Origin of the sequence: Compostibacter hankyongensis, from assembly GCF_039541075.1 — a bacterium.
Classification (GTDB): Bacteria; Bacteroidota; Bacteroidia; order Chitinophagales; family Chitinophagaceae; genus Compostibacter; species Compostibacter hankyongensis.
In genome coordinates, this window is record NZ_BAABFN010000001.1 from 669730 (window position 1) to 690113 (window position 20384).

General features: G+C 53.5%; 16 protein-coding genes. 2 read left to right on the forward strand and 14 right to left on the reverse strand.

The window, feature by feature from the left end; translation table 11 throughout:
- Window positions 1-97: 97 nt before the first annotated feature.
- The 8 genes from ABD851_RS02780 to ABD851_RS02815 form a co-directional block, all read right to left on the reverse strand.
- Window positions 98-1465, reverse strand: coding sequence for a Gfo/Idh/MocA family oxidoreductase (locus tag ABD851_RS02780; RefSeq protein ID WP_344974990.1), 1368 nt, complete (start codon window positions 1463-1465; stop codon window positions 98-100).
- A 55-nt stretch (window positions 1466-1520) separates the two neighbouring features.
- The gene (locus tag ABD851_RS02785) at window positions 1521-2903 is read right to left on the reverse strand and encodes a Gfo/Idh/MocA family protein (RefSeq protein ID WP_344974993.1); all 1383 of its coding nucleotides are present in this window, start codon (window positions 2901-2903) and stop codon (window positions 1521-1523) included.
- Window positions 2904-2994: 91 nt separating this feature from the next.
- Window positions 2995-4596 carry a Na+/H+ antiporter gene (locus tag ABD851_RS02790; RefSeq protein ID WP_344974996.1) on the reverse strand — a complete coding sequence of 534 codons (1602 nt, stop codon included), beginning with the start codon at window positions 4594-4596 and terminating at the stop codon, window positions 2995-2997.
- Window positions 4597-4651: 55 nt separating this feature from the next.
- Window positions 4652-4873, reverse strand: a complete 222-nt coding sequence (locus tag ABD851_RS02795) for a hypothetical protein (RefSeq protein WP_344974999.1) — start codon at window positions 4871-4873, stop codon at window positions 4652-4654.
- 29 nt (window positions 4874-4902) lie between these two features.
- Window positions 4903-5784, reverse strand: coding sequence for a VOC family protein (locus tag ABD851_RS02800; RefSeq protein ID WP_344975002.1), 882 nt, complete (start codon window positions 5782-5784; stop codon window positions 4903-4905).
- 1 nt (window position 5785) lies between these two features.
- Window positions 5786-6184, reverse strand: coding sequence for a DoxX family protein (locus ABD851_RS02805; protein ID WP_344975005.1), 399 nt, complete (start codon window positions 6182-6184; stop codon window positions 5786-5788).
- Window positions 6185-6235: 51 nt separating this feature from the next.
- On the reverse strand, window positions 6236-6607 hold the full coding sequence (locus tag ABD851_RS02810; protein ID WP_344975008.1) for an iron chaperone: 372 nt from the start codon (window positions 6605-6607) through the stop codon (window positions 6236-6238).
- Between the two features lie 29 nt (window positions 6608-6636).
- The gene (locus ABD851_RS02815; protein ID WP_344975011.1) at window positions 6637-7197 is read right to left on the reverse strand and encodes a dihydrofolate reductase family protein; all 561 of its coding nucleotides are present in this window, start codon (window positions 7195-7197) and stop codon (window positions 6637-6639) included.
- Between the two features lie 188 nt (window positions 7198-7385).
- On the opposite strand from ABD851_RS02815, the gene ABD851_RS02820 reads away from it, so the two are divergent.
- Window positions 7386-8372, forward strand: coding sequence for a GlxA family transcriptional regulator (locus ABD851_RS02820; RefSeq protein WP_344975014.1), 987 nt, complete (start codon window positions 7386-7388; stop codon window positions 8370-8372).
- A gap of 6 nt (window positions 8373-8378) precedes the next feature.
- On the opposite strand, the gene ABD851_RS02825 is transcribed toward ABD851_RS02820, so the two are convergent.
- From ABD851_RS02825 to ABD851_RS02845, 5 genes are all read right to left on the reverse strand, one after another.
- Window positions 8379-10742, reverse strand: coding sequence for a GH92 family glycosyl hydrolase (locus ABD851_RS02825; RefSeq protein WP_344975017.1), 2364 nt, complete (start codon window positions 10740-10742; stop codon window positions 8379-8381).
- A 46-nt stretch (window positions 10743-10788) separates the two neighbouring features.
- Window positions 10789-11676 (reverse strand): ROK family protein, encoded by an 888-nt coding sequence (locus tag ABD851_RS02830; protein ID WP_344975019.1) that lies wholly within the window; start codon window positions 11674-11676, stop codon window positions 10789-10791.
- 66 nt (window positions 11677-11742) lie between these two features.
- Window positions 11743-13128 (reverse strand): sugar porter family MFS transporter, encoded by a 1386-nt coding sequence (locus ABD851_RS02835; protein WP_344975022.1) that lies wholly within the window; start codon window positions 13126-13128, stop codon window positions 11743-11745.
- Between the two features lie 35 nt (window positions 13129-13163).
- Window positions 13164-15491: a GH92 family glycosyl hydrolase gene (locus tag ABD851_RS02840; RefSeq protein ID WP_344975026.1), complete on the reverse strand. Its 2328-nt coding sequence runs from the start codon at window positions 15489-15491 to the stop codon at window positions 13164-13166.
- A gap of 11 nt (window positions 15492-15502) precedes the next feature.
- Complete coding sequence (locus tag ABD851_RS02845) at window positions 15503-17299, reverse strand: class I mannose-6-phosphate isomerase (RefSeq protein ID WP_344975029.1); 1797 nt, start codon at window positions 17297-17299, stop codon at window positions 15503-15505.
- A 281-nt stretch (window positions 17300-17580) separates the two neighbouring features.
- Between ABD851_RS02845 and ABD851_RS02850 the strand changes: the two genes are divergently transcribed.
- Window positions 17581-18312: a GntR family transcriptional regulator gene (locus ABD851_RS02850; protein WP_344975032.1), complete on the forward strand. Its 732-nt coding sequence runs from the start codon at window positions 17581-17583 to the stop codon at window positions 18310-18312.
- A 27-nt stretch (window positions 18313-18339) separates the two neighbouring features.
- Here the strand turns inward: ABD851_RS02850 and ABD851_RS02855 are convergent, their stop codons facing one another.
- Window positions 18340-19875 (reverse strand): sulfatase family protein, encoded by a 1536-nt coding sequence (locus tag ABD851_RS02855; RefSeq protein ID WP_344975034.1) that lies wholly within the window; start codon window positions 19873-19875, stop codon window positions 18340-18342.
- Window positions 19876-20384: the final 509 nt, after the last annotated feature.

The window sequence follows — 20384 nt, forward strand, 5'->3', positions numbered from 1 at the left end:
AGCGGCGCGGAATAATAGTCGCCAGGACCTGCGTAACCCGGTCTCCATCCGGCATTGGCTGTCCGAAGGGACAGCCTGCGGTCTGCTATCCGGCGACTCAGACGGTGGCCCGGTCGGGATGTTCCCAGGGGCCGCGGTAGCTGCGCCGTAGCAGGGCATTTGCTTCGGGATCGCCGACGATCTCACGTTTTTCCGGATCATATACGATAGGCCGTCCCGTTTTCATGGACAGGTTGGCCATGATGCAGCTGGCGGTGGAGATATGTCCTTGCTCGATATCTGCCACGGGACGTCCTCCGCGTTCGATAGCCTGGAGGAAGTTGCGCATGTGCTGCCGGGTGGCGGGTGCGGCATTTAACTCGATATCCGGCTCGGTAAGGTCTTCCGGGTATTTTTCTTTCTCATATACGACGTCCTTATGGATTTTCTCTCCTTTGCCTTCGGGGATAAAATCATACCGCATGGTGCTGGCTTCGAGGGTTCCTTTTTCACCATACAGCTTGAAGGACCAGGGGTAATCCGGATCGGCCGGTGTGCCCCAGGTACGGTGCTGCCAGATGCAGTTGAGCTCGTCGTATTCAAACAGCGCAGACTGGGTATCGGTGATATTGGACTTGCCTTCCTTCTGGACATAGATGCCTCCTGTGGAGCTGATCCGCTTGGGCCATCCGAGCTGCAGCATCCAGCGTACGGTATCGAACATGTGGATGCACATATCGCCCAGCAGCCCGTTGCCGTATTCCATAAAAGTGCGCCACCAGCGGACATGCGGAATGCCGTCATAGGGGCGCAGGGGCGCCGGCCCCGTCCACATTTCGTAATCGAAGAAGTCGGGTACGGGCTGTACCGGCGGGTTGCCGTTGGCGCGCATATGATAATAACAGCACATTTCCACATGGGATACCTTGCCCAGCAGACCCTTATCCACGATGGTTTCCTTGGCATCGATGAGATGGGGCGTGCTTTTGCGCTGGGTGCCCACCTGCACTACGCGGTTGTATTTGCGCGCGGCGGCCACCATGGCTTCTCCTTCCGTTACATCGACGCTGATCGGCTTCTGCACGTATACGTGGGCGCCGGCTTTCATGGCGGCTATGGCCTGCAGGGCATGCCAGTGATCGGGCGTTCCGATCAGCACGATGTCCAGCTTGTTTTCCGCCAGCAGCTTCCGGTAATCCCGGTAAAGCTTGGGCGTTTCATGCGATTGCTGCCGCTGGCTGACCATCTTCGCGGCCTTATCCAGCTGATGCTGATCCGCATCGCAGAGGGCGACCACCTTGACCGGGGCGACCTGGATCAGGCGAAAGAGGTCGCTTTTGCCGTACCATCCGGTGCCGATCAGGGCCACGCGGTATTCTTTTGCGGGCCGCAGAAATCCAAGGGCGCTGCCGCTCAGGGCGGAAAGGGCCACAGTGGCCGTCGCTCCTTTCAGAAAATGGCGCCGGCTGTTCGAAAAGTTATCCATAATCGTTAGCTCAATAGGGAAAGTAAGATAATCAAATTATCGGGTTATGCGGTCTCTATACCTTTATATCATCCCAGCCATGCCGGTAGCTGCGCCGGAGATATTTTTCCGCTTCCGGGTGGTTGGGAAACTTCAGATGCTCGGCATCCCATTCCAGCAGGGTGTCGGGAACGCGGATGGCTACGGTGCCCAGCAGCACCGTTTCCGTCATGGGACCGGAGCGTGCGAAAAATGACTCGGTACCCGGGCCGCCCAGGCAGGCGTTTACAAAGTTGTGATAATGGTTCTGATCCTGCATGTCCGGTCTTTTGTGATCTTTGAATTTCGATTCGGGCAGCAGCACCGGCGTTCCCTGATGGGGGATCAGCAGGGCGCCTTCCGACCCGATCAGGATAGACGACTCGGCGGGATATTTTTCAACCGAATATAAGGCGCGGATTTCCTCCGGCGGATAAAATTCCCCGTCGAACCATTCCACGGTCAGCCCCCCGGGATCGGTGCGTTCGCTGGGGGGAAACTTCCAGGTAATATGGTTGCTCTGCGGCCAGGTATCTCCCCGGCGCGCCGGGGAATCACGCCAGGACTGCTGTACCTCGGCGGTCACCGAAAGAGGCGTCTTCAGCTCCAGGCCTTTCCATACGGGATCGAATATATGACAGCCGATATCGCCGGACCAGCCGGTGCCGAAGTCCTGCCAGGCCCTCCATTTGGTAGGATGATAGATGCCCGGGGCATAGGGCCGCATGGGCGCAGTGCCCGTCCATATCTCCCAGTTCAGCTCTGCAGGCGGCGTCTCACCTTTTGCCGGCCGCGGTCCCACCAGCCGGTAGGCTTCCACTGCGCCCGGGCGGTTGGAGCAGAGGTAAGCATGTTTGATCTTGCCCACGATACCTTCTCTGAGCCATTGTACTCCGGTACGGTCGCCCACCGTAGCCGCCACCTGTGTGCCCAGCTGGGTGACGACCCCTGCACGCACCGCAGCCCGGGTAAGTGCACGCACCTCGGCCACGTCGTGGCACAGCGGCTTCTGGCAGTACACATGCTTGCCGGCGGCGATGGCATGACTGGCAATGATAAAGTGGTTGTGGTCCGGAACGGTTACGTTCACGGAATCGATGTTATCTTTTTCCTTTTCCAGCAGCTCCCGCCAGTCCCTGTAGGTACGTGCCCCGGGAACTACGGCAGCGGCGCTTTTCAGATGACCTGCATCCACATCGCAGATGGCGACGATGTCCACCTGGGGATGGGACTTGAAGTTTTGCAGGTCGTGAGCCCCCATGCCGCCCACCCCGATGCTGGCATGGCGAAGCCTTTTACCGGGCTGTGCGCCGGGGCCGAAGCTGCCGAGCGAGCGGAGGATAAAGGGTGGGGTGATGGCGGCTGCAGCCGCGTTGCCCAGGAACTTCCTGCGGGAAGGGGAATAAGCGTTTTTCTTCATAAGGATGGAATATCGTTAGCAAATGGTTAACGGCAAAAGGCGAAAGGTTAAAGGTTTCTGAGAGCCAATATAAGAAAAAATATAACTTTTTTCAGCCCATGTACATCTCCATTTGCAGCCGGGTTTCTTCGAGGTCCAGCTCCCGTTCGATCTTCCGGGTGATTTCTTCGCCGGCCTGTCCGGAGCGGTGCAGCTTTTGGAGATTTTCCCTTTCCACATTGATCAGGTCGATCTGCAGCTTGGAGAATTCGTTGAAGATCTTTCCCTCCAGCGTTTTGCCCTGCCCGAAGTAATTGGCCGGCAGATCGGACTTTTGCAGCCGGTTGTATTTCACCTCGTACTTGCTTTTGATATTGTGAAGCAGGGCATCCGGGAGCAGAGAAAGGGTTTCTTCAATATGGGTGATGGTGTGGCTGACGATGAAGTTGCGTATCTCGTATTCTTCCACTGCAATGGAATAAGGCATGATCTTCAGCCGCCGTACTACCCAGGGCAGGGTAAAGCCCAGCAGAACCAGCGTGGAGAGGATCACGCAAAAAGTCAGGAAGATGACCAGGTCCCGGTTGGGAAAAGCAGCGCCGTTCAGCAGGGTGGGTGGCAGGGCAAGGGCCGCGGCCAGCGAAACGACGCCCCGCATCCCGGCCCATCCGAACACGACCATATTGCGGGCGTCGAGCTTGTCCTTTTCGGGAACACGGCGGTTAAAATATTGCGGCAGCAGGGCCGCCGGGATGATCCAGACAAACCGTATCAGGATGACCACCGCGCTGATGACAATGGCGTACCGGGCCAGGGCGCCGGGGGAATAAGCGCTGATGCCCCGGACAACGCCGCGCAGCTGCAGGCCGATCAGGATGAAGATAAGGCTGTTCAGGATAAAGATGACCACCTCCCAGACCGAATAGGTCATGATCCGGCTTTGGTGGCTGAATATTTCGCTGGAGCGGAAGGAAAGATAAAGACCCGTGGTGACCACGGCCAGCACACCGGAAAAGTGGAAATGCTCGGCAATGAGATAGGAGGTAAAGGGCGTGAGGAAGGTCAGCGTTACCTCGATGATCGGGTCGCAGATGAACTTCTTGTGCACGAGGTACATCACATACCCGATGGCCAGACCGATGCCGATGCCGGCGGCTACCACCAGCAGAAAATTAAGCCCGGCCTGCCACAGCACGAAGTTGCCCGCCATGACGGCCGTTAAGGCATATTTGTACGCGATCAGACCGCTGGCATCATTGACCAGGCTCTCCCCTTCGAGTATGGTAATGATCCTGGGACTCAGCCCCAGTCCCTTGGTGACTGAGGTGGCGGCTACCGCATCGGGCGGGGATACAATGGCGCCGAGCAGGAACGATAAGGGCCAGCCCAGTCCGGGGATGAGCGCGTGGGCGATGATGCCCACAAGCCCTGTCGTCAGCAGTACCAGGCCTATGGCGGCAAAGGAGATCGGCCGTATGGCGCTTTTGAAGCTGAGCCAGTTTGTATTCCAGGCCGCTCCGTATAAGAGGGGCGGCAGGAAGATGATGAATACGATATCCGGGTTGAGGTTGATGGAGGGCAGGCCCGGTATCAGGCTGATGAGCAGACCGGAGAGCACCAGGATTACCGGGAAGGGAAACCTGTATTTGTTGCTGAGTACCCCCAGAAAGGCGATCCCGAACAGCAGCATGATGATGATGCCGACATTTTCCATGCGACAAAAATAAATCTTTCGGGGGTATGCCGGTGCCCTCCCTCCCGGACGTATCCTACGGCAGGACGCTGCAGCTGAATCCGTGTTCCTGCAGCAGCCGCATCACCTTTTCCGGTGCAAAATCCTTTCCCTCCACCCGCAGTATCCTGTCGCAATCCTCGAGGTCGAAATTTATCTTGGTATCCGGGAAATGCCGGAGCAGCAGCGCCAGCAGCTTTTGGGCCTCGGGCATTCCTCCGACGTTGGTCCTGAATACTTCCACCTTATGCGAGCGCATGCTTTTCATTTTGATCCGGCTGCTTTGTGCTAAGCCTGTTCCAGTTGGGCGATATCCAGCTTTATCATTTTCATCATGGCCTGCATGGTTCTTTTTGCCTTTTCCTTATCCTTGCTCTGCAGCATTTTGAACAGCATCCTCGGCGTTATCTGCCAGGATATCCCGAACCGGTCGGTCAGCCATCCGCAGGCCACTTCCTGTCCACCTTCGGTCAGCTTTTTCCAGTAAGCGTCCACCTCTTCCTGGGTGTCGCAGTTTACGACAAAAGAGATGGAGTCATTGAATGCCGCCTTGTGCTCATGTGCGCTGTCCATGGCGGCAAACCATTGGCCGGCCAGGATAAAATCAGCGAACATAACGGTTCCTTCCCTGTCCGGCTGCCGGTCTGCTCCGTAACGGAAGATACTGACCACCCTTGCCTCTTCAAATTGAGCGCTGTAGAAATTGATGGCTTCTTCCGCCTTTCCGGCTGCTTTGCCCGTGAACATCAGGGAGGGCATTATTTTTTGCTGGGGCTCGGCTTCGCTCAGCATCAGCTGCCAGGAGAGTCCGTATTTATCCTGCACCCATCCATATTTGTCGCTGAAGGGATACTTATCCAGCGGCATCAGTACCTGGCCGCCGGCGGAAAGCTTATCCCAGAGCGCTGTTATCTCACCGTCCGTCCGGCAGTTGACGATAAAGGAAATAGCGGGGTTAAATCCGGATTCCGTACGTCCGTTCAGGGTCATGAACTGCTCGCCTTCCAGGCTGAAGCCTACTGCAACTACAACACCTTCCGGACTGTCCGGGACGTCCCCGGTATTACGGAGGATATCCGTAATTTTTGAATTTTTGAAAAGAGCGGTATAAAAGGTTGCCGCTTCTTCGGCCTGGTGGGGAAACCAGAGGCAGGTCATTATCTTTTTCATATCAGGCGGGTTTATGTGTGACCAGTTGTCTTAAATGACTGTTTCGCAGATACAATCCTATCCAGATGAGCAAGCCCAGATAAACGGGGAAGAGGATGTGCGAGAAAAGCGGGTTGCCTACCCGTACATGGGTGGCCACAGCCCCACCCAGATAGCCGGTGAGCAACACGGCTCCCAGGAAGGAAACGCGGGGAAGGGCATACAGCACCGTGCTGATGAGCAATACTACGCCGAGCCCCGTGATGACGGTTTCGGGGTAGCCGAGTTCAGTGGTCCCTTTGATAACGGCTTCCGGCTTTGCGAGTTTACCGACACCGTCAAAGAGCAGGAAAAGGATGGCCAGGATGCTGAGTATCCATCCCGTAATGCGGCTTCCCTTTTTTGTGTTTGTTGTTTCCATACATTGTGTTTTAAGGTTAGCGGTTATATTTTGGCATTCATGTTTTTGTTTTCAGACCTTCCTCGCCCGGGCTTGCTCTGCCCTGTACTTTACCATTTTGCGAATCAGGTCCAGCGGCAGGGGGCTGTCCAGCGGGAACTGTACGGTCCCTTTCCCGCCTTTGTAGGCGGCCAGCGTCTTTTCAAACAGGGGATGCTGTCTCGGCGCGGGGTAAAATCCGATGTGCTTTTTAAAGGCGGCAAAATAAGCGACGGGATGGCCATGGAGGATAAACGCAGGTATGGCGTAGCTGATCTTCTCCTCGGCACCGGGAGCGGCCTTTTTTATGGTCGTGCGGAGCTGCTCCAGCAATGGCCGGACGCTCTCGGGAGAATCTGCTATATATTCATCCACATTCCGGGCGGGCGCCTTTTTGTTTTCCATGGTATGTCGAGTTAAGGTTGCAACAAGATCTACTTCCGGACCGGTTGATAGAAAAGCAGCACATTTCCGGAATTGAACACCTTTACTTTTAAAAGCTGCAGCTCAAGCTTATCCTGTGCCGGCAGGAATAAAGGATTTCCTTTTCCCAGGACGACGGGATTGATCATCACCCGAAATTCATCGATCAGGCGGTGCTGCATAAGGGTCGACGAAAGGAAGGCGCTCCCCAACAGGAGCATATCTTTTCCGGGCTGCTGCTTCAGCCGGGTTACCGCTTCCGCGACCGGCTCCTTCACCAGCCGGGTATTGTTCCAGTCTGCTTTGTCCAGCGTTTCCGAAAAAACGATTTTAGGATAGCTGTTCATGATCGAAGCCACAGCCGGATCGTCGGTGGCGGCTTCCGGAGTGGGCCAGTAGCCGGCCATGAGCTCATAGGTCTTTCTTCCGAATAAAAGCGTGTCGGCCGTCCCTATCTGTTCAAGAGCAAATTCGTTAAACTCTCCGTCCACATGATGCCAGTCCAGTTCGCCTCCGGGGCCTTCAAAGAAGCCGTCGAGGGACATCATGTTAAAGGTAATGAGCTTTCTCATCTGTGGGTTGTTTGTTACGATACAAATGTAGGTCCCTTCCTTTTGTGACGAGGGGTGCAAATACGGCAATATGCGGGGTTGATTGCGACAAAATCTTTGCATAGCTTTGTTTATGCATCGGGGCCGGCAGGGTGGAATAGGATGGAGCGGTGAGCGCCGGTTTTACAGGACTAAAAAAAGAACAGCAAATGCAACAGAAACACGTTTCGATCCTCGTAGCGGCCGGAAGCCACCTGGGGAGCATAGAAAACTCAAGGAATGGTTTTCTGGAAGTAAACCGCTTTTTGGAAAATGCCGGAAAAGCTCCGCTGTTTACCGTTCAGCTGGCCGGGCTTTCAAAGACCGTCCGGCTCGGCAACGGCATGTATACGGTGCGGCCCGATGTGCTGGTACAGGAGATCAGGAGCACCGACCTGATCATCGTGCCGGCCTTTAGCGATGATATACGCCGGAGTCTGAAGCAGAACCAGGCGTTCATTCCCTGGATAGTGCGGCAATACAAAGCCGGTGCGGAAATGGCCAGCATGTGCGTGGGCTCTTTCCTGCTGGCTTCGACGGGGCTGTTAAACGGGAAAAGCTGTTCCACGCATTGGCAGGCTGCCGAGGCCTTCCGGGCCATGTTCCCGGAGGTGGATCTGGTCACCGACAAGATCATCACCGATGAACACGGCATTTACTCCAGCGGGGGCGCCTTTTCTTCGGCCAACCTTATCCTGTACATCATTGAAAAGTATGCCGGGCGGGAGGCCGCCGTTTATTGCTCCAAGGTCTTTCAGATCGATATAGAACGCTCCAGCCAGTCGCCCTTTATCATTTTTCAGGGGCAGAAAGATCATGAGGACGAGCCGGTGAAAAGAGCCCAGGAGTTTATCGAAAAGAATTACCGGGACAAGATCAGCGTAGAGCAGCTGACGGATATGCTGGCGTTGGGGCGAAGGAATTTTGAGCGTCGCTTTAAAAAAGCTACTTCCAATACGGTCGTGGAATATATACAACGGGTAAAGATGGAGGCGGCCAAGAAAAACCTCGAGGCCGGCGGAAAAACCATCAACGAGCTGATGTACGATGTAGGCTATTCCGATACTAAGGCATTCCGCAGCATCTTTAAAAAGATCACGGGCCTGTCCCCGGTAGAGTACCGCAACAAATACAGCAAGGAGCTGTGGGCGGTATAGCCGGCCTCAGTAATCGTCTTTCGGCTGATCCCCCATCTCCAGGATCAGCTTTCCTCCCTTCTTTATCGCTTCAAACGGGATGAATGGTTTGTGCAGGCGTTTTCCGTTCAGGTCAAAAGACTGGACATAGATGTTTTCCTTGCTGCTGTTTTTTGTTTCGATAACAAATTGCCGGCCGGGATAATAATGCCGGTTCAGGCGGATCGTGATCTTGTCAAACAACGGGCTGCCCAATCCCATAGTGGGATGGATATCGGTGAGTCCTTTGACGTCGAATAAGCCCATGCTGGATATCACATACCAGGCGCCGAGCTGACCCTGGTCCTCATCTTGTCCATACCCGTAACCGTGTATGCCTTCGGTTCCGTAAAATTCGTCGCAGATGGCCCTTACCCATTTCTGGGAAAGCGAGGGCTTCCCTGAAAAATTAAACAGCCAGGAGATATGCAGACAGGGCTGGTTGCCGTGGTTATAAAGACCGGCAAGACCCGAGAAAGCATCTATTTTTGTTCCACCCCCGAAGCTGTTTTTCCGGGAAGTTTCAAAAATATGGTTCAGCCGGATGTTAAAGCTGTCCTTCCCGATCTTGTCTATCAGGGTTTGGGGATCGTGGGGAACAAAAAAAGTATATTGAAGCGCATTGCCCTCCTGGAATCCCCGCCAGGGCTCCTCGGGTTTAAAGTTATCGATGAATTTCCCGTTGGCGTATTTGGGCCGGATCAGCCTGAGGCTTGTATCAAAAAGATGTTCCCAGCCCCGGGATAAGCGCATCAGTTGCTTGTAATCCTGCTCTTTTCCCAGGAGCTTCGCCCACTGGCCCACGGCATACGCGCTAAAGGAATATTCAAGGGTGTGCGAGGCGGAGAACTTCCAGGTCTCCACCCATTCGTCGCTCTGATCGATATGATTCACAAAGCCGTATTTCAGAAATCGGTCTACGTCAAGCTTTCCGGCGCCCCGGGGCCGGTCTTTCCAACCTGTCTCATTTTTTAAAGCCGCCTGATAGGCCAGGTTGACGTCAAAGTCCCGGATGCCCGCCATGTAAGCGCCCGCCATGATCAGGCTCACGAAATTCGTCCCGACGCCCGATACATACCGGCTGTTGGCGATGCCATCGCCCAGCCAGCCGGCATCCTTAAATACCAGGAGCTGGCTTTTTATAAAGTCGGAATAATATTCCGGGTATGCCAAAGCCCACAGCTGTGTCAGGTTCCAGTAAGCGCCCCATACGGCATCGGTGTTATAATGGTTGTACAGGGGACGGTTGTTCCTGTCCAGCGGGATCTGGCCGACAGTGCCGTCGTGTTTCGGATAAGCGCCGTTGACATCGCTGGCCAGCCCCCGCCCCAGTAACGCATGATACAATCCGGTATAGAATTTTACCTTGTTTTCCCGCACCGGCGTTTCCACCCTGATCCGTCCCAGATAATCATTCCAGGTAGACATCGCGCGCGTTTTGGCCTGGTCGAAGCTCAGTCCGGACGCTTCTGTCTGAAGATTCAGCCGCGCGTTTTCGACAGAAGTATAGGAGAGTCCTGCTTTTAGGGTAACCGGCTCGTTTTCCCGGGTAGCAAATTTCAGGTAAAGCCCTGCACCCTTTCCGGATATCTCACTTTTCCCGGCGGTAATTTCTTTTCCCCTGAAAACGCCATACGAGACCGGCTTTTTATCGAGCACGGCGGAGAAATACATCGTTACCTCGGCGCCAGGCTGGTACTTCTGGACATATACCGGCAGGGTGGTGACAAAGCCTTCCACGCTACCTTCCGGGGTGATGTACACCTTCGCATCCTTCACCGGACCGCTTTCGCCCTGACGGTTGCCGATATCAAAAAGGATATAGGAATCTTTTCCTTCCGGAAAGGTATAACGGTGAAAGGCCACCCGCTTCGTAGCGGTAAGCTCGGCCTTTATCCGGTAATCCTTTAGCCAGACCGAGTAGTATCCGGTAGTAGCCGTTTCGTCTTTATGATCAAAGCGGGAGCGGTACCCGGAATCCGGATCCTCCAGGGTACCGGGAACGGTCTGCAGCTTTCCGGTCAGCGGGGCAAAGACGATGCCGCCTATCTGAAATTCGTGGAAGTTTGGAAATCCTTCTATGGAGGTATGTCTGAAGTCGTAGCCTACCGCCTCCCAGCCGCCGGCATTACCATAGTGTCCGTTGGTAGCGGGGGCAGGCTTGGCCATCCCGAAGGGCACGGCGCCGGGGGTATAGAAAAACCAGCGGCAATGCGCTGTCCCGATATTGGGATCAACGAACTGTGTCAGGTTTGCGGAACCTTGCGCCCTTGCTCCGGGATGACAGATGCCGGCCATGGCGATCATCAGGCCCAGTATGCATAGCTTTTTGTTTGAAGATTTCCTTTTCATCTGTTATCATTTATCGGTCTGAGGAGGGTTTGCCTGTCGGATCAGTTTATCCGGAAGTCTTGTCGCCTGACAGTTCCCGGTACCGGCAGCTGGCGGCTCCGATTAAGGCAGCCTCTTCTCCGAAGGCGGCTTTCCGGATCGCTACCCCGGGGAATTCCCGGCTTATGTCTTCTTTCAATATGGACTCAAAAAATGCATAGGCCTGCATGATATTTCCACCCATGATGACCACCTGCGGGGTCTCCTTCCTGATGAAATGCTTTACAAACAATGCGAGATTTTTCCCGAACTCATCAAAGACCGCTTTTACGTTGGGGTCTCGTCCGGCCTGTCCGGACAATTCCCTGACCCCGCTTACCTCCCGGCCGGTTAATTCGAAAAATCTTTTTACAAACCAGCGGGTCGATAAGTAATCTTCTGCCATGCTATCCTTAAAAGGGGCCTTCCAAAGACCTGCGTCGCAGGCCTGTCCGTCCCGGAACTTCGAGGTACCGAGACCGGTACCCAACGTGATGCCTATCGCCTGCTCATATCCCCGGCCTGATCCGCTGAAGGTTTCTCCCAGTAAAAAGCAGGCGGCGTCGTTCCGCAGACAGATATCCCCGGAAGACCCGTTCAGTCTTTGGGCCAGCAGCGTTTTCACATCCAGCCCGTACAGCGATTCGTACTTATTCTGGTCTTTAATAAGAGAAATCCCGTTTTCGTAATCAAAAGGTCCCGGTATGGCGATGCCGATATTGCTGACCGGCAATCCTCTTCCCGCTTCCGAGATGGTTTTGCTCCAGATCCCGATGATGTCGTCCGCGCCGGCCTTTGAATCGAGCCTATTTCTCACCAGGGAGTCGGGAGCAATTGTTTTCTTTTTAAGATCGACCAGGGCCGCCGTGATGTGCGAGCCTCCGATATCGGCTCCTATCGCCCAAAGGTTATTCATGCGTTATGGTTTAATTCGCTGCATCGCGATATTGTCCGCGTTGCACGGTCTGAAAACCTGGCTGTTTCAATTGGTTTTCTTCCAGTAATGCTCGATCTGTTCGAGTGATTTGCCTTTTGTTTCGGGCAAGAGCTTAAAGACGGTTATAAAGGCGATCAGGCAGAATAAGCCAAAGAACCAGAAGGTGCTGTAGGTCCCCCATGCTTTTAAAAGTATGGGTGTCAGCTGCCCGACGATGGTATCGGCTACCCACATCGTCATGATGCTTACGGCCATGGCCCTGCCCCGGATGGCGTTCGGAAATATTTCGGAAGCCACCACGAACTTTAACGGGCCGATGGAGAATGCGAAGCAGGCGAGGAAGGCGAGCACGCACAGCAGCAGCCAGATGCTGGCCGTGGCGCCGGTAAAAAAGCACAGGCCGGTCAGGAACAGCATAACGGTGGCGCCTGCCGTCCCGATCAGATACAGGGGGCGTCTGCCCAGGCTGTCCACCTTCCAGATGGCGATCAGGGTAAACAGCATGTTCGCCACCCCGAAGATGATCTGGCTGAGCAATGAATTGCTGAGCGAGATGCCTGCGTTGTTCAGGATGGTGGGGCCGTAATAAATAATGGCATTTATTCCGCTGAACTGGGAAAACAAGGGAAGCAGGATACCCAGGAGCATGGCCTTGCGCATGGCCGGGGAAAAGAGGGTGCGATACGAGGCCGTCTCTTCGGTAAGACTTTGCCGGATCTGCCCGGTATCCCGGATGGCGTCGTCTTCGCCGGTTATTTTGGCCAGGATGTCCTTTCCCTGATTGAACCTACCCTTTTGTATCAGCCAGCGCGGACTTTCGGGAACCAGAAACAGCCCGGTCAGAAACAGCAGGGCCGGAAAAACCCCGATGCCAAACATGCCTCTCCATACCTCGCCGACAAAAAGCCGGTTAAAGAGACTGTCGGCGGCATCTTTGTTTAGCGAAAAGCTCAGCAGCCCGGCATTGGTCAGGTAGGCTACCAGAATGCCGAAGGTCAGCGCAAACTGGTAGTAGGTGACCAGCCGGCCCCTTACCCGGGCCGGAGCTATTTCCGATATGTACAGGGGTACCACGTTGGAGGCGATCCCGATGCCGATGCCCCCGACGAGGCGGGCGGCGATGATCCAGGACAGAGAGGGCAGCAGGGCGCATCCCAGGGCCGACAGCAGGAAAAGCGAGGCCGACAGCATGAGCAGCTTCTTCCGTCCGAACCGGTCGCTCAGCTCTCCTGAAAAGGCCACGCCCGTAATGCAGCCCACCAGCGCCGAAGATACGAACCACCCCTGCTGGACGGCGGATAATGAAAACTGCTGCTGCACCAGGGGCAGCACGCCGGATATTACGGCCATGTCGAAGCCGAAGAGCAGACCGCCCAGCGACGCTACAACGGTTATGCCCAGAAGATAGATGTTTCTTTTCCCTTTATCCATGATCGTCGGTTAGTGTTTGCTGCTGAACCTGAAAGCTATTTTCTGCGGGACATCGAAGGAGGAGCGTCCTGCGGACCGCTGCCCCATTTTTTGTTGGGTTCCGGTCCCATCTCGAGCACCAGCTTCCCGCCGTCTACCAGGTCGGAATGATAGAACCAGGGCTTGTTCAGCGGCTTCCCGTCCAGGATGGCCGACTGGATATAGCGGTTCGTATCAGAGGTATTCCTGGCCTCTATTACAAAGGTCTTCCCCGAATAATATTTGTTATCGAGGTGTATGGTGATCTTGTCAAAGATCGGGCTTCCGATCTCGTAGAAAGGTTTTGCCGAAGCGCCTCCGTCGGTTTCAAATAATCCCATGGCGCTCATGACGAACCAGGCTCCCATCTGGCCCTCGTCCTCATCGCCCAGCCATCCGTGGTAAGGCGTGGAGCCGTAGTATTTGTTCATGATCTCGCGTGTCCATTTCTGGGTGAGCCAGGGCTTGCCCGAATAGTTGAACAGCCATGCCGCTTCCATATTGGGCTGGTTGCCGTGGTTGATGGGAACAAGATCATAGAGATCGCCTTCGGCATTAAAATCGTACCGGGCCGATTTCTTAAACCCTTCGTCCAGCCGGTTGTTGAATTCGTCCTGGCCCATGAGGTTGATGATGCCCTGCACATCGTGGGGATTGAAGAAGCTGTATTGCCAGGCGTTCCCTTCCAGGTATCCGGGGCCGTTAAAGCTGGTGCAGCAGTAAGGCGTCCAGTCTTTTACCCAGCTGCCGTCCCGGTTTTTCATCCGCACATATTTTACCGAGGGATCAAATACGTTTTTATAGTTTCCGGCGCGCCTGATAAATGTCTTGTACTCCCGGGTTTTACCCAGCGCTTTTGCCATTTCGGCCACGCACCAGTCGTCATACGCATACTCAAGCGTATTGGAGACCTGTCCTTCTTCGTTGGGCACATAGCCGAGCTTGAGGTAGGATTCATAATATTTATTCCCGGCAAAGCCGCCCTCTTTTGTCCGGATGCCCGGCGTGGTCTGCTGGTGGATCATGGCCTTAAATGCCAGGGGTACATCAAAATCACGTATACCCTTCTGATAAGCGCTTACCATCAGCGATATTTCGTGGGATGCCTCCATGATGCCCGAGTATTCGATACCGGCGGGGCCTTTGGGGAGCCACCCTCCCGTTTTATAGATCTCCAGGAATGAGCGGACCCACATGCTGGCGATATCAGGGTTGACCAGGGTCCAGAGCTGGTTCAGGTTCCAGAACGTATTCCAGAAGGCATCTGACCCCAGGACCGGGGAAGCCGGATCCGTCTGTCTTTCTATTTCGTTGACATCGATGTATTTGCCGTTTACATCGCTCCAGATCGTGCGGGCTACATACGAGCGGTAGAGGTTGGTATAAAATTTCTTTTTGTTGGTTTCCGTGCCGCCTTCAACCGTTATTTTACTCAAAAGGGTATTCCATACCTTCCTGGCATGCTCATGTACCGCATCAAAATTCCACTTGAAAGGGTTCATTTCTGTTTCCAGGTTGAGCCTGGCCTGATCGATGCTCACCAGTGAAATGGCGCTTTGCATCTGGATCACCTCGCCTTTGTGCGCCTTAAAATTCGCATAGGCTCCCATGCGGCCTTTGCCTTTTATTTCCTTTACATTTTTTAGAATGCTGTCGCCGACCCATCCTCCGAAGCCTTCGATAGGCTTATCAAAACGAACGACAAAATGAACGGTATATTCATTCCAGCTCCACTTCTGTTTTGAATAACCTTCGATCTCGGTATCGCTTATCTTGGTGAACTTGGCATCCAGTATCTCCGCCGTATTTTCAAAGGGAATGTCCAGGTCCAGCAGGATGTGCGCGTCTTCTTCTTCAGGGTAGGTAAACCTGAAAAAGCCTGCCCGCGTCGTGCTGGTCAGCTCCGTATGGATATTGCCGTTCATGAGGGTTACGGCATAATAGCCGGGGCTTGCCTGCTGGCTCGATGCTGCGATTCTGGACCGGTAGCCTGTTGTCCAGCCTGTGGTGGGGCCGTCGGCGGGACCGCGGCGGGTGTTGAGGACGCCGACCGTTGGCATCACAGAGAGGCCGGCCATCGTCCAGGAATGGATATGGCTGAAGCCGCCGATGTTATTGATGGTATACTCATAGCCTGATTTCCAAACGCCTCCCTGGTTATCGGGACTGAGCTGTACCATGCCGAAGGGCAGGGTAGCTCCGGGATTCAGCATCCAGCGTGATTCTGAAGTGCCCAGCAGGGGATCGGCATAATCCACCGGTTGTTTTTCCTGTGCGGTTACCGACACGGCCGCCATGCAGACAGCCGACAGCAACAGCAAAGATTTTTTTATGAACGAAACCATGATCATTGTTTTTAGGCTTTAAGGAATGCTTTTATCACTTTTGCACGGGAAGTTCCCTGGTTGACGAGGGTATATGATGCGGCCGCAGCAGGGATAACGAACGTCTCTGCATATTGATATATTGTTTCCGGCTGGCCGGCGATCTGTACGGCTACGGCCGTGCCTTCGACGAGCATAAGCACATGGAAAGAACCTTCGGTCTGCAGGGTCAGGGAGGTATCAAACTCCGCGCGGTGGACATCGTAAAAGTGCGCTTTGTGAGTAGGCAGATGGATGATCTCCCAGTCGGTTCCCTTTTTCAAAGATACGGGTCTGGAGATCAGTTCGTCGGCCACTGTCTTTCCCTTACGGTCGAATTGCAGGTTGTTAAAGGCATGTTCAATATTGATGGCCCGGGGTTTTCCGTTCAGGTCCAGCCGGAGCCAGTCATACATCTTGAAAGTAAAGATGTAGGGGGTGGCGCTGATCTCCAGCACGAGATTACCCTTGCCGGCACTGTGCACGGTACCGTTGGGAATAAGAAAAAGATCATGTTTTTGCGCGGGAAAAGTTTGTACGAAGCGCGGTATGTCCACTACCGTTCCCTGCGCCTGGCTGTCTTCGAGCTGTTTTCTGAAGAATGCGGGATCTATATCGTCCTGGAAGCCAAGATACACCTCGGCATTTTCCTGGCAATCGAGTATATAATAGGTTTCATCCTGGGTGATGGTTTCTCCGAAGTTCTCCCGGATGTAAGACAGCGAAGGATGACACTGGATGGAGAGGTTGCCGCCGTCCCAGGTATCCAGGAAATCGAAACGGACCGGAAATTCGTACCCGAACCTTCCGGCATGGTTGCCCAGCACAGCGTCCTTTTCGCGAAACATCAGAAAATCGAAAGAAGCTTCGAGCAGGTATCCGTCGCTTTCAAAGACCAGCCCGTTTTCGGGAACGATCAGCTCGAAGGACCAGGCATAATTTACCTCTTCCTTGTTTATCCCTTCGATATGTTCCTTGATCCACTGTCCGCCCCAGGCGCCCGGTTCGAACCAGGGGCGTACGCGGAAGGCCGTTTTACCCAGCTGATGCAAGGCGTTCTTAAAGTCGGCTCCGGCCATCCAGCTCAGCGTATCTTTCCATTGCGCATCGGCGATCACTTCAATTTTATCAAGGATCTGTTTTTTGTGTTCGTTCAATACCACCCAGTCGACAAAATAAAAGCGCTTGTACATTTCACCGGCATCTTCCGGTGCGTCGGCGCCCAGGTTGGTGATCGAGCCGGCGCGCATGCGAAGCTGCAATTCGCTCTTGGGCAGGTCGAGATAGACCAGATGCGCATTTTCGGCCATCAGCGCGGCCGCGGTTCCGATTACCAGCGTGAGGTCATGATCCTGGCGGGGGGTAATCTGTTCTCTAAGATCATAAAACCGGTCTAAAGAGAGGTCTGTCTTTGTGCCCCATACCGATTGAGGCGTTCCCAGGTAGGGGGATGCCATTTCCCGGATAATCCCGGGCGATTTGAGATAATCCGTCGTATCGACCCAGCATACGGATACGCCCTGTTTCTCAAATTCCTTTTCCAGCGCTGTTTTTACGTCGGTCCAGAATACTCCGGCATATCCGTCCAGGGCTACGAACTTGTGCCGGATGATCCAGGCTGCAAGCGACGCATAGCCATGAAAGATTTTTCCCGCTCCGAGGGAATGGGTAGGGTAGAGGTCATATCCCTGCGGATTACCATCAATTCTCCTTACGGGCAGCAGGGGTTGGCTACCCGCTCGCCAATTCGTCTTGATCGGATTGGTCTTATTTTTTACACTTATATCCATATGGGTTCATTTATGTCTGCGTTGCTGTCGTCACTCCGGCGCGGGCTTTGGCGGCAGCGGTTAAGCGGGCTGCACGGCTTCGGCATAAGCCACAAGGAAATGATTTTCTGAAAATGTTTATATGTACAAACATACAAACATTTTGAAGATTCCCAAAATGACTTTTAAATTTGTTCTCCGGACAGGCGGTGTCATATTGCCTGACGGGAGGGCGGCAAGGCATCTTAAAAGCAGGAGATGCAATTGTTCATAAACGCTTGTCTACACGAAACAAACACCAGATGAAATTTTCGATTAATCATAAAAGTCCCGTCCCGCTGCACATACAGGCGGAAGAGCTCTTACGCAATATCATCAAGGACCCGCAGTATGTAAACGGAAAATTTCTTCCCAATGAAGTGGACCTGGCCAAACAGCTGGCCATTTCCCGGACTACTTTAAGACAGGCCCTGAACAAGCTGGTTTATGAAGGACTGCTCGTCAGGAAAAAAGGTATTGGCACCAAGGTGGCGGGAACTTCGGTGAGTTCGAAGTCCAATAACTGGCTCAGCTTTTCACAGGAGATGCAGGCCCGCGGCATTCCCATCCGGAACTTCGAGTTGCACATCAGCTGGGTCAGCCCGGAGGAGCAGGTGGCCAATTTTTTTGAGATCAGCACCGCCAAGAAGGTGCTGAAGCTGGAGCGGCTGAGGGGCAAGCCTGAGGGCCCTTTTGTCTATTTTGTTTCTTATTTCCATCCCCGGGTGGGGCTGACGGGGGACGAGGATTTCAAACGGCCGTTGTATGAGATCCTGGAAAACGATTATTCCGTCATTGCCAACCTTTCAAAGGAAGAGATCAGCGCCAAGACGGCCGATAAAAATATTGCCGCCAAGCTGGAGGTTACGCCGGGCGATCCTATACTTTTCAGGAAAAGATTTGTCTATGACCAGGGCGACCGCCCCATAGAATTCAATCTGGGTTATTACCGGGCAGACAGCTTTGTATATACCGTGGAAAGCAGGAGGGAATGACCCTCTTGCAGTAGTCGGGCCGGGCTCTTATTTCTTCATATCATCCCTGTACTTTTCCTGCAGCGCTTTTAAATGGATCTTGAGCGTTGCGATCACGTCCTTGTAGTGCGGGTCGTTATATACATTTTTCACTTCCGTCGGATCTTTCTTCAGGTCGTACAATTCCCAGGCATCTACAGGGTTGTAGAAATGGATCAGGGCATACCGGCGGGTGCGGATACCATAATGCGCCGTAAGGTTAAATGATTTTTCATAGTAGTGGTAATATATTTCATCCCTCCAGTCCTTTACCTTCTGCTTCATCAGCAGGGGCTTCATGGACTCGCCCTGCATATCTGCGGGCACCTTCAAGCCGGCCAGGTCCAGTAAGGTGGGCGCCAGGTCCAGGTTCAGCACAAATTCTTTCAGCCTGTTCCCGGGCCTGACCGCCTGGGGATAGCGGATCATCATGGGCGTCCGGAAGGCTTCTTCGTACATGAACCGCTTGTCGTACAGGCCGTGCTCACCCAGGTAGAATCCCTGGTCGGAAGTATATACCACGATCGTATTTTTGGCCAGCCCCGTTTCATCCAGGTATTTGAGCACCCGGCCGACATTGTCGTCTACCGACATGATACAGCGCAGATAATCCTCCAGATAGCGCTGGTATTGCCAGCGGGTTACCTCATCTTTCGTTTTTAACGTTTTAAAGATCTCATATTCCTTTTCATAGGCGCTGTCCCATACGGCCCTTTGTTCCAGGGAAAGACCGGCCAGCTCCTTCTGATACTCGCCCGGCGCCCAGCTGTTTATTTGTGTAACGGGGCAGGAATCGCAGGGTATCTTGCTGTCGTACCGTATATCCAGATCGTTTTTTACGCTGATGCTTTGACGCTGCAGGGCCGGCTTCCCGGTATAGTCTTCATAAAAGCTGGAAGGGAGGGGAAACTTTACGTCGTTGAATTTATCCAGGTATTGGAGCGGTGGCATGGCGTTGCGGTGCGGCGCTTTGTGATGCAGCATCAGGAAGAATGGTGCGTTTTTATGCTGATCGATCCAGTTTATGGCCAGATCGGTAATGATATCGGTTACATAACCTTTATAGATGGTGTCCTTGCCCATCTTGATAAAATGGGGGCTGTAATAATGTCCCTGGTCCGGAAGGATGTTCCAGTAATCAAACCCGGTTGGTGTGGTGAAAAGATGCCATTTGCCTACGATGGCCGTCTGATAGCCGTTTGCCCGGAATATCTTGGGGAGGGTCTGCTGTTTACCGTCGAAATAAGTTCCGTTATCCATCATGCCGTTGACATGCGAATATTTTCCTGTTAAAATCACGGCCCGGCTGGGGCTGCATATCGAGTTGGTCACAAAGGCGTTTTGCATGAGCGCGCCCTCCCTGGCGATACGGTCGATATTCGGCGTCCGGATAAACCTCGACCCGCAGGCGCTAATGGCCTGGTAGCCGTGATCGTCGGCCATAATAAATATGATGTTGGGCCGGTTGCCGGCTGCGGGTTGCTGCGCGGAAGATACGAGGGATAAGGACAGCAGTATACACAGTAAAGAAAGGCGTAGTTTCATGAAAACTTGACTTTTAGGAATTTAGGAAGGGCAAGTATACGGAAAAATAATGTATATACATCATAACATTTTTTGAAAGAGAAATCATTTCAGGTATCGGTTTGCAGGAACAGGCAGCCCGGAAAAAATCAAATTGTTTTGCGAAGAGCTCCGGAAGAGCAGACCCCATCGATAAATATTTCTATATTGATAATCAATTTGATAGTATTCTAATAAGAACCTGCCTTCCGGGATGATGATAAGCGGAGGCCCGGCGCCCGTAAAAATTTCTTAATTATTTGGATTGCTGGAAATAATTTGTATGTTTGTACATTATAACATGAATTTAACACTCCCGGTTGGATCGGAACAGGTTTTAAAGTGTTATCGCTGATGATATAACGTATACCCATATACTCCGATTAAGATTTGCAAAGGCAACGCTCCATGCAGTATTCCTTGCGTTCCTGCCGGCTTTGTTGCTTACTTCCCTGTGAACCGTCCCTATAGGTCTATAACCTACTAATATT

Bases quoted from the DNA above. Each gene is read 5' to 3' on its own strand.
- ABD851_RS02780 (WP_344974990.1), bottom strand. From the start codon at position 1,465: ATGGATAACTTTTCGAACAGCCGGCGCCATTTTCTGAAAGGAGCGACG.
- ABD851_RS02785 (WP_344974993.1), bottom strand. From the start codon at position 2,903: ATGAAGAAAAACGCTTATTCCCCTTCCCGCAGGAAGTTCCTGGGCAAC.
- ABD851_RS02790 (WP_344974996.1), bottom strand. From the start codon at position 4,596: ATGGAAAATGTCGGCATCATCATCATGCTGCTGTTCGGGATCGCCTTT.
- ABD851_RS02795 (WP_344974999.1), bottom strand. From the start codon at position 4,873: ATGCGCTCGCATAAGGTGGAAGTATTCAGGACCAACGTCGGAGGAATG.
- ABD851_RS02800 (WP_344975002.1), bottom strand. From the start codon at position 5,784: ATGAAAAAGATAATGACCTGCCTCTGGTTTCCCCACCAGGCCGAAGAA.
- ABD851_RS02805 (WP_344975005.1), bottom strand. From the start codon at position 6,184: ATGGAAACAACAAACACAAAAAAGGGAAGCCGCATTACGGGATGGATA.
- ABD851_RS02810 (WP_344975008.1), bottom strand. From the start codon at position 6,607: ATGGAAAACAAAAAGGCGCCCGCCCGGAATGTGGATGAATATATAGCA.
- ABD851_RS02815 (WP_344975011.1), bottom strand. From the start codon at position 7,197: ATGAGAAAGCTCATTACCTTTAACATGATGTCCCTCGACGGCTTCTTT.
- ABD851_RS02820 (WP_344975014.1), top strand. From the start codon at position 7,386: ATGCAACAGAAACACGTTTCGATCCTCGTAGCGGCCGGAAGCCACCTG.
- ABD851_RS02825 (WP_344975017.1), bottom strand. From the start codon at position 10,742: ATGAAAAGGAAATCTTCAAACAAAAAGCTATGCATACTGGGCCTGATG.
- ABD851_RS02830 (WP_344975019.1), bottom strand. From the start codon at position 11,676: ATGAATAACCTTTGGGCGATAGGAGCCGATATCGGAGGCTCGCACATC.
- ABD851_RS02835 (WP_344975022.1), bottom strand. From the start codon at position 13,128: ATGGATAAAGGGAAAAGAAACATCTATCTTCTGGGCATAACCGTTGTA.
- ABD851_RS02840 (WP_344975026.1), bottom strand. From the start codon at position 15,491: ATGGTTTCGTTCATAAAAAAATCTTTGCTGTTGCTGTCGGCTGTCTGC.
- ABD851_RS02845 (WP_344975029.1), bottom strand. From the start codon at position 17,299: ATGGATATAAGTGTAAAAAATAAGACCAATCCGATCAAGACGAATTGG.
- ABD851_RS02850 (WP_344975032.1), top strand. From the start codon at position 17,581: ATGAAATTTTCGATTAATCATAAAAGTCCCGTCCCGCTGCACATACAG.
- ABD851_RS02855 (WP_344975034.1), bottom strand. From the start codon at position 19,875: ATGAAACTACGCCTTTCTTTACTGTGTATACTGCTGTCCTTATCCCTC.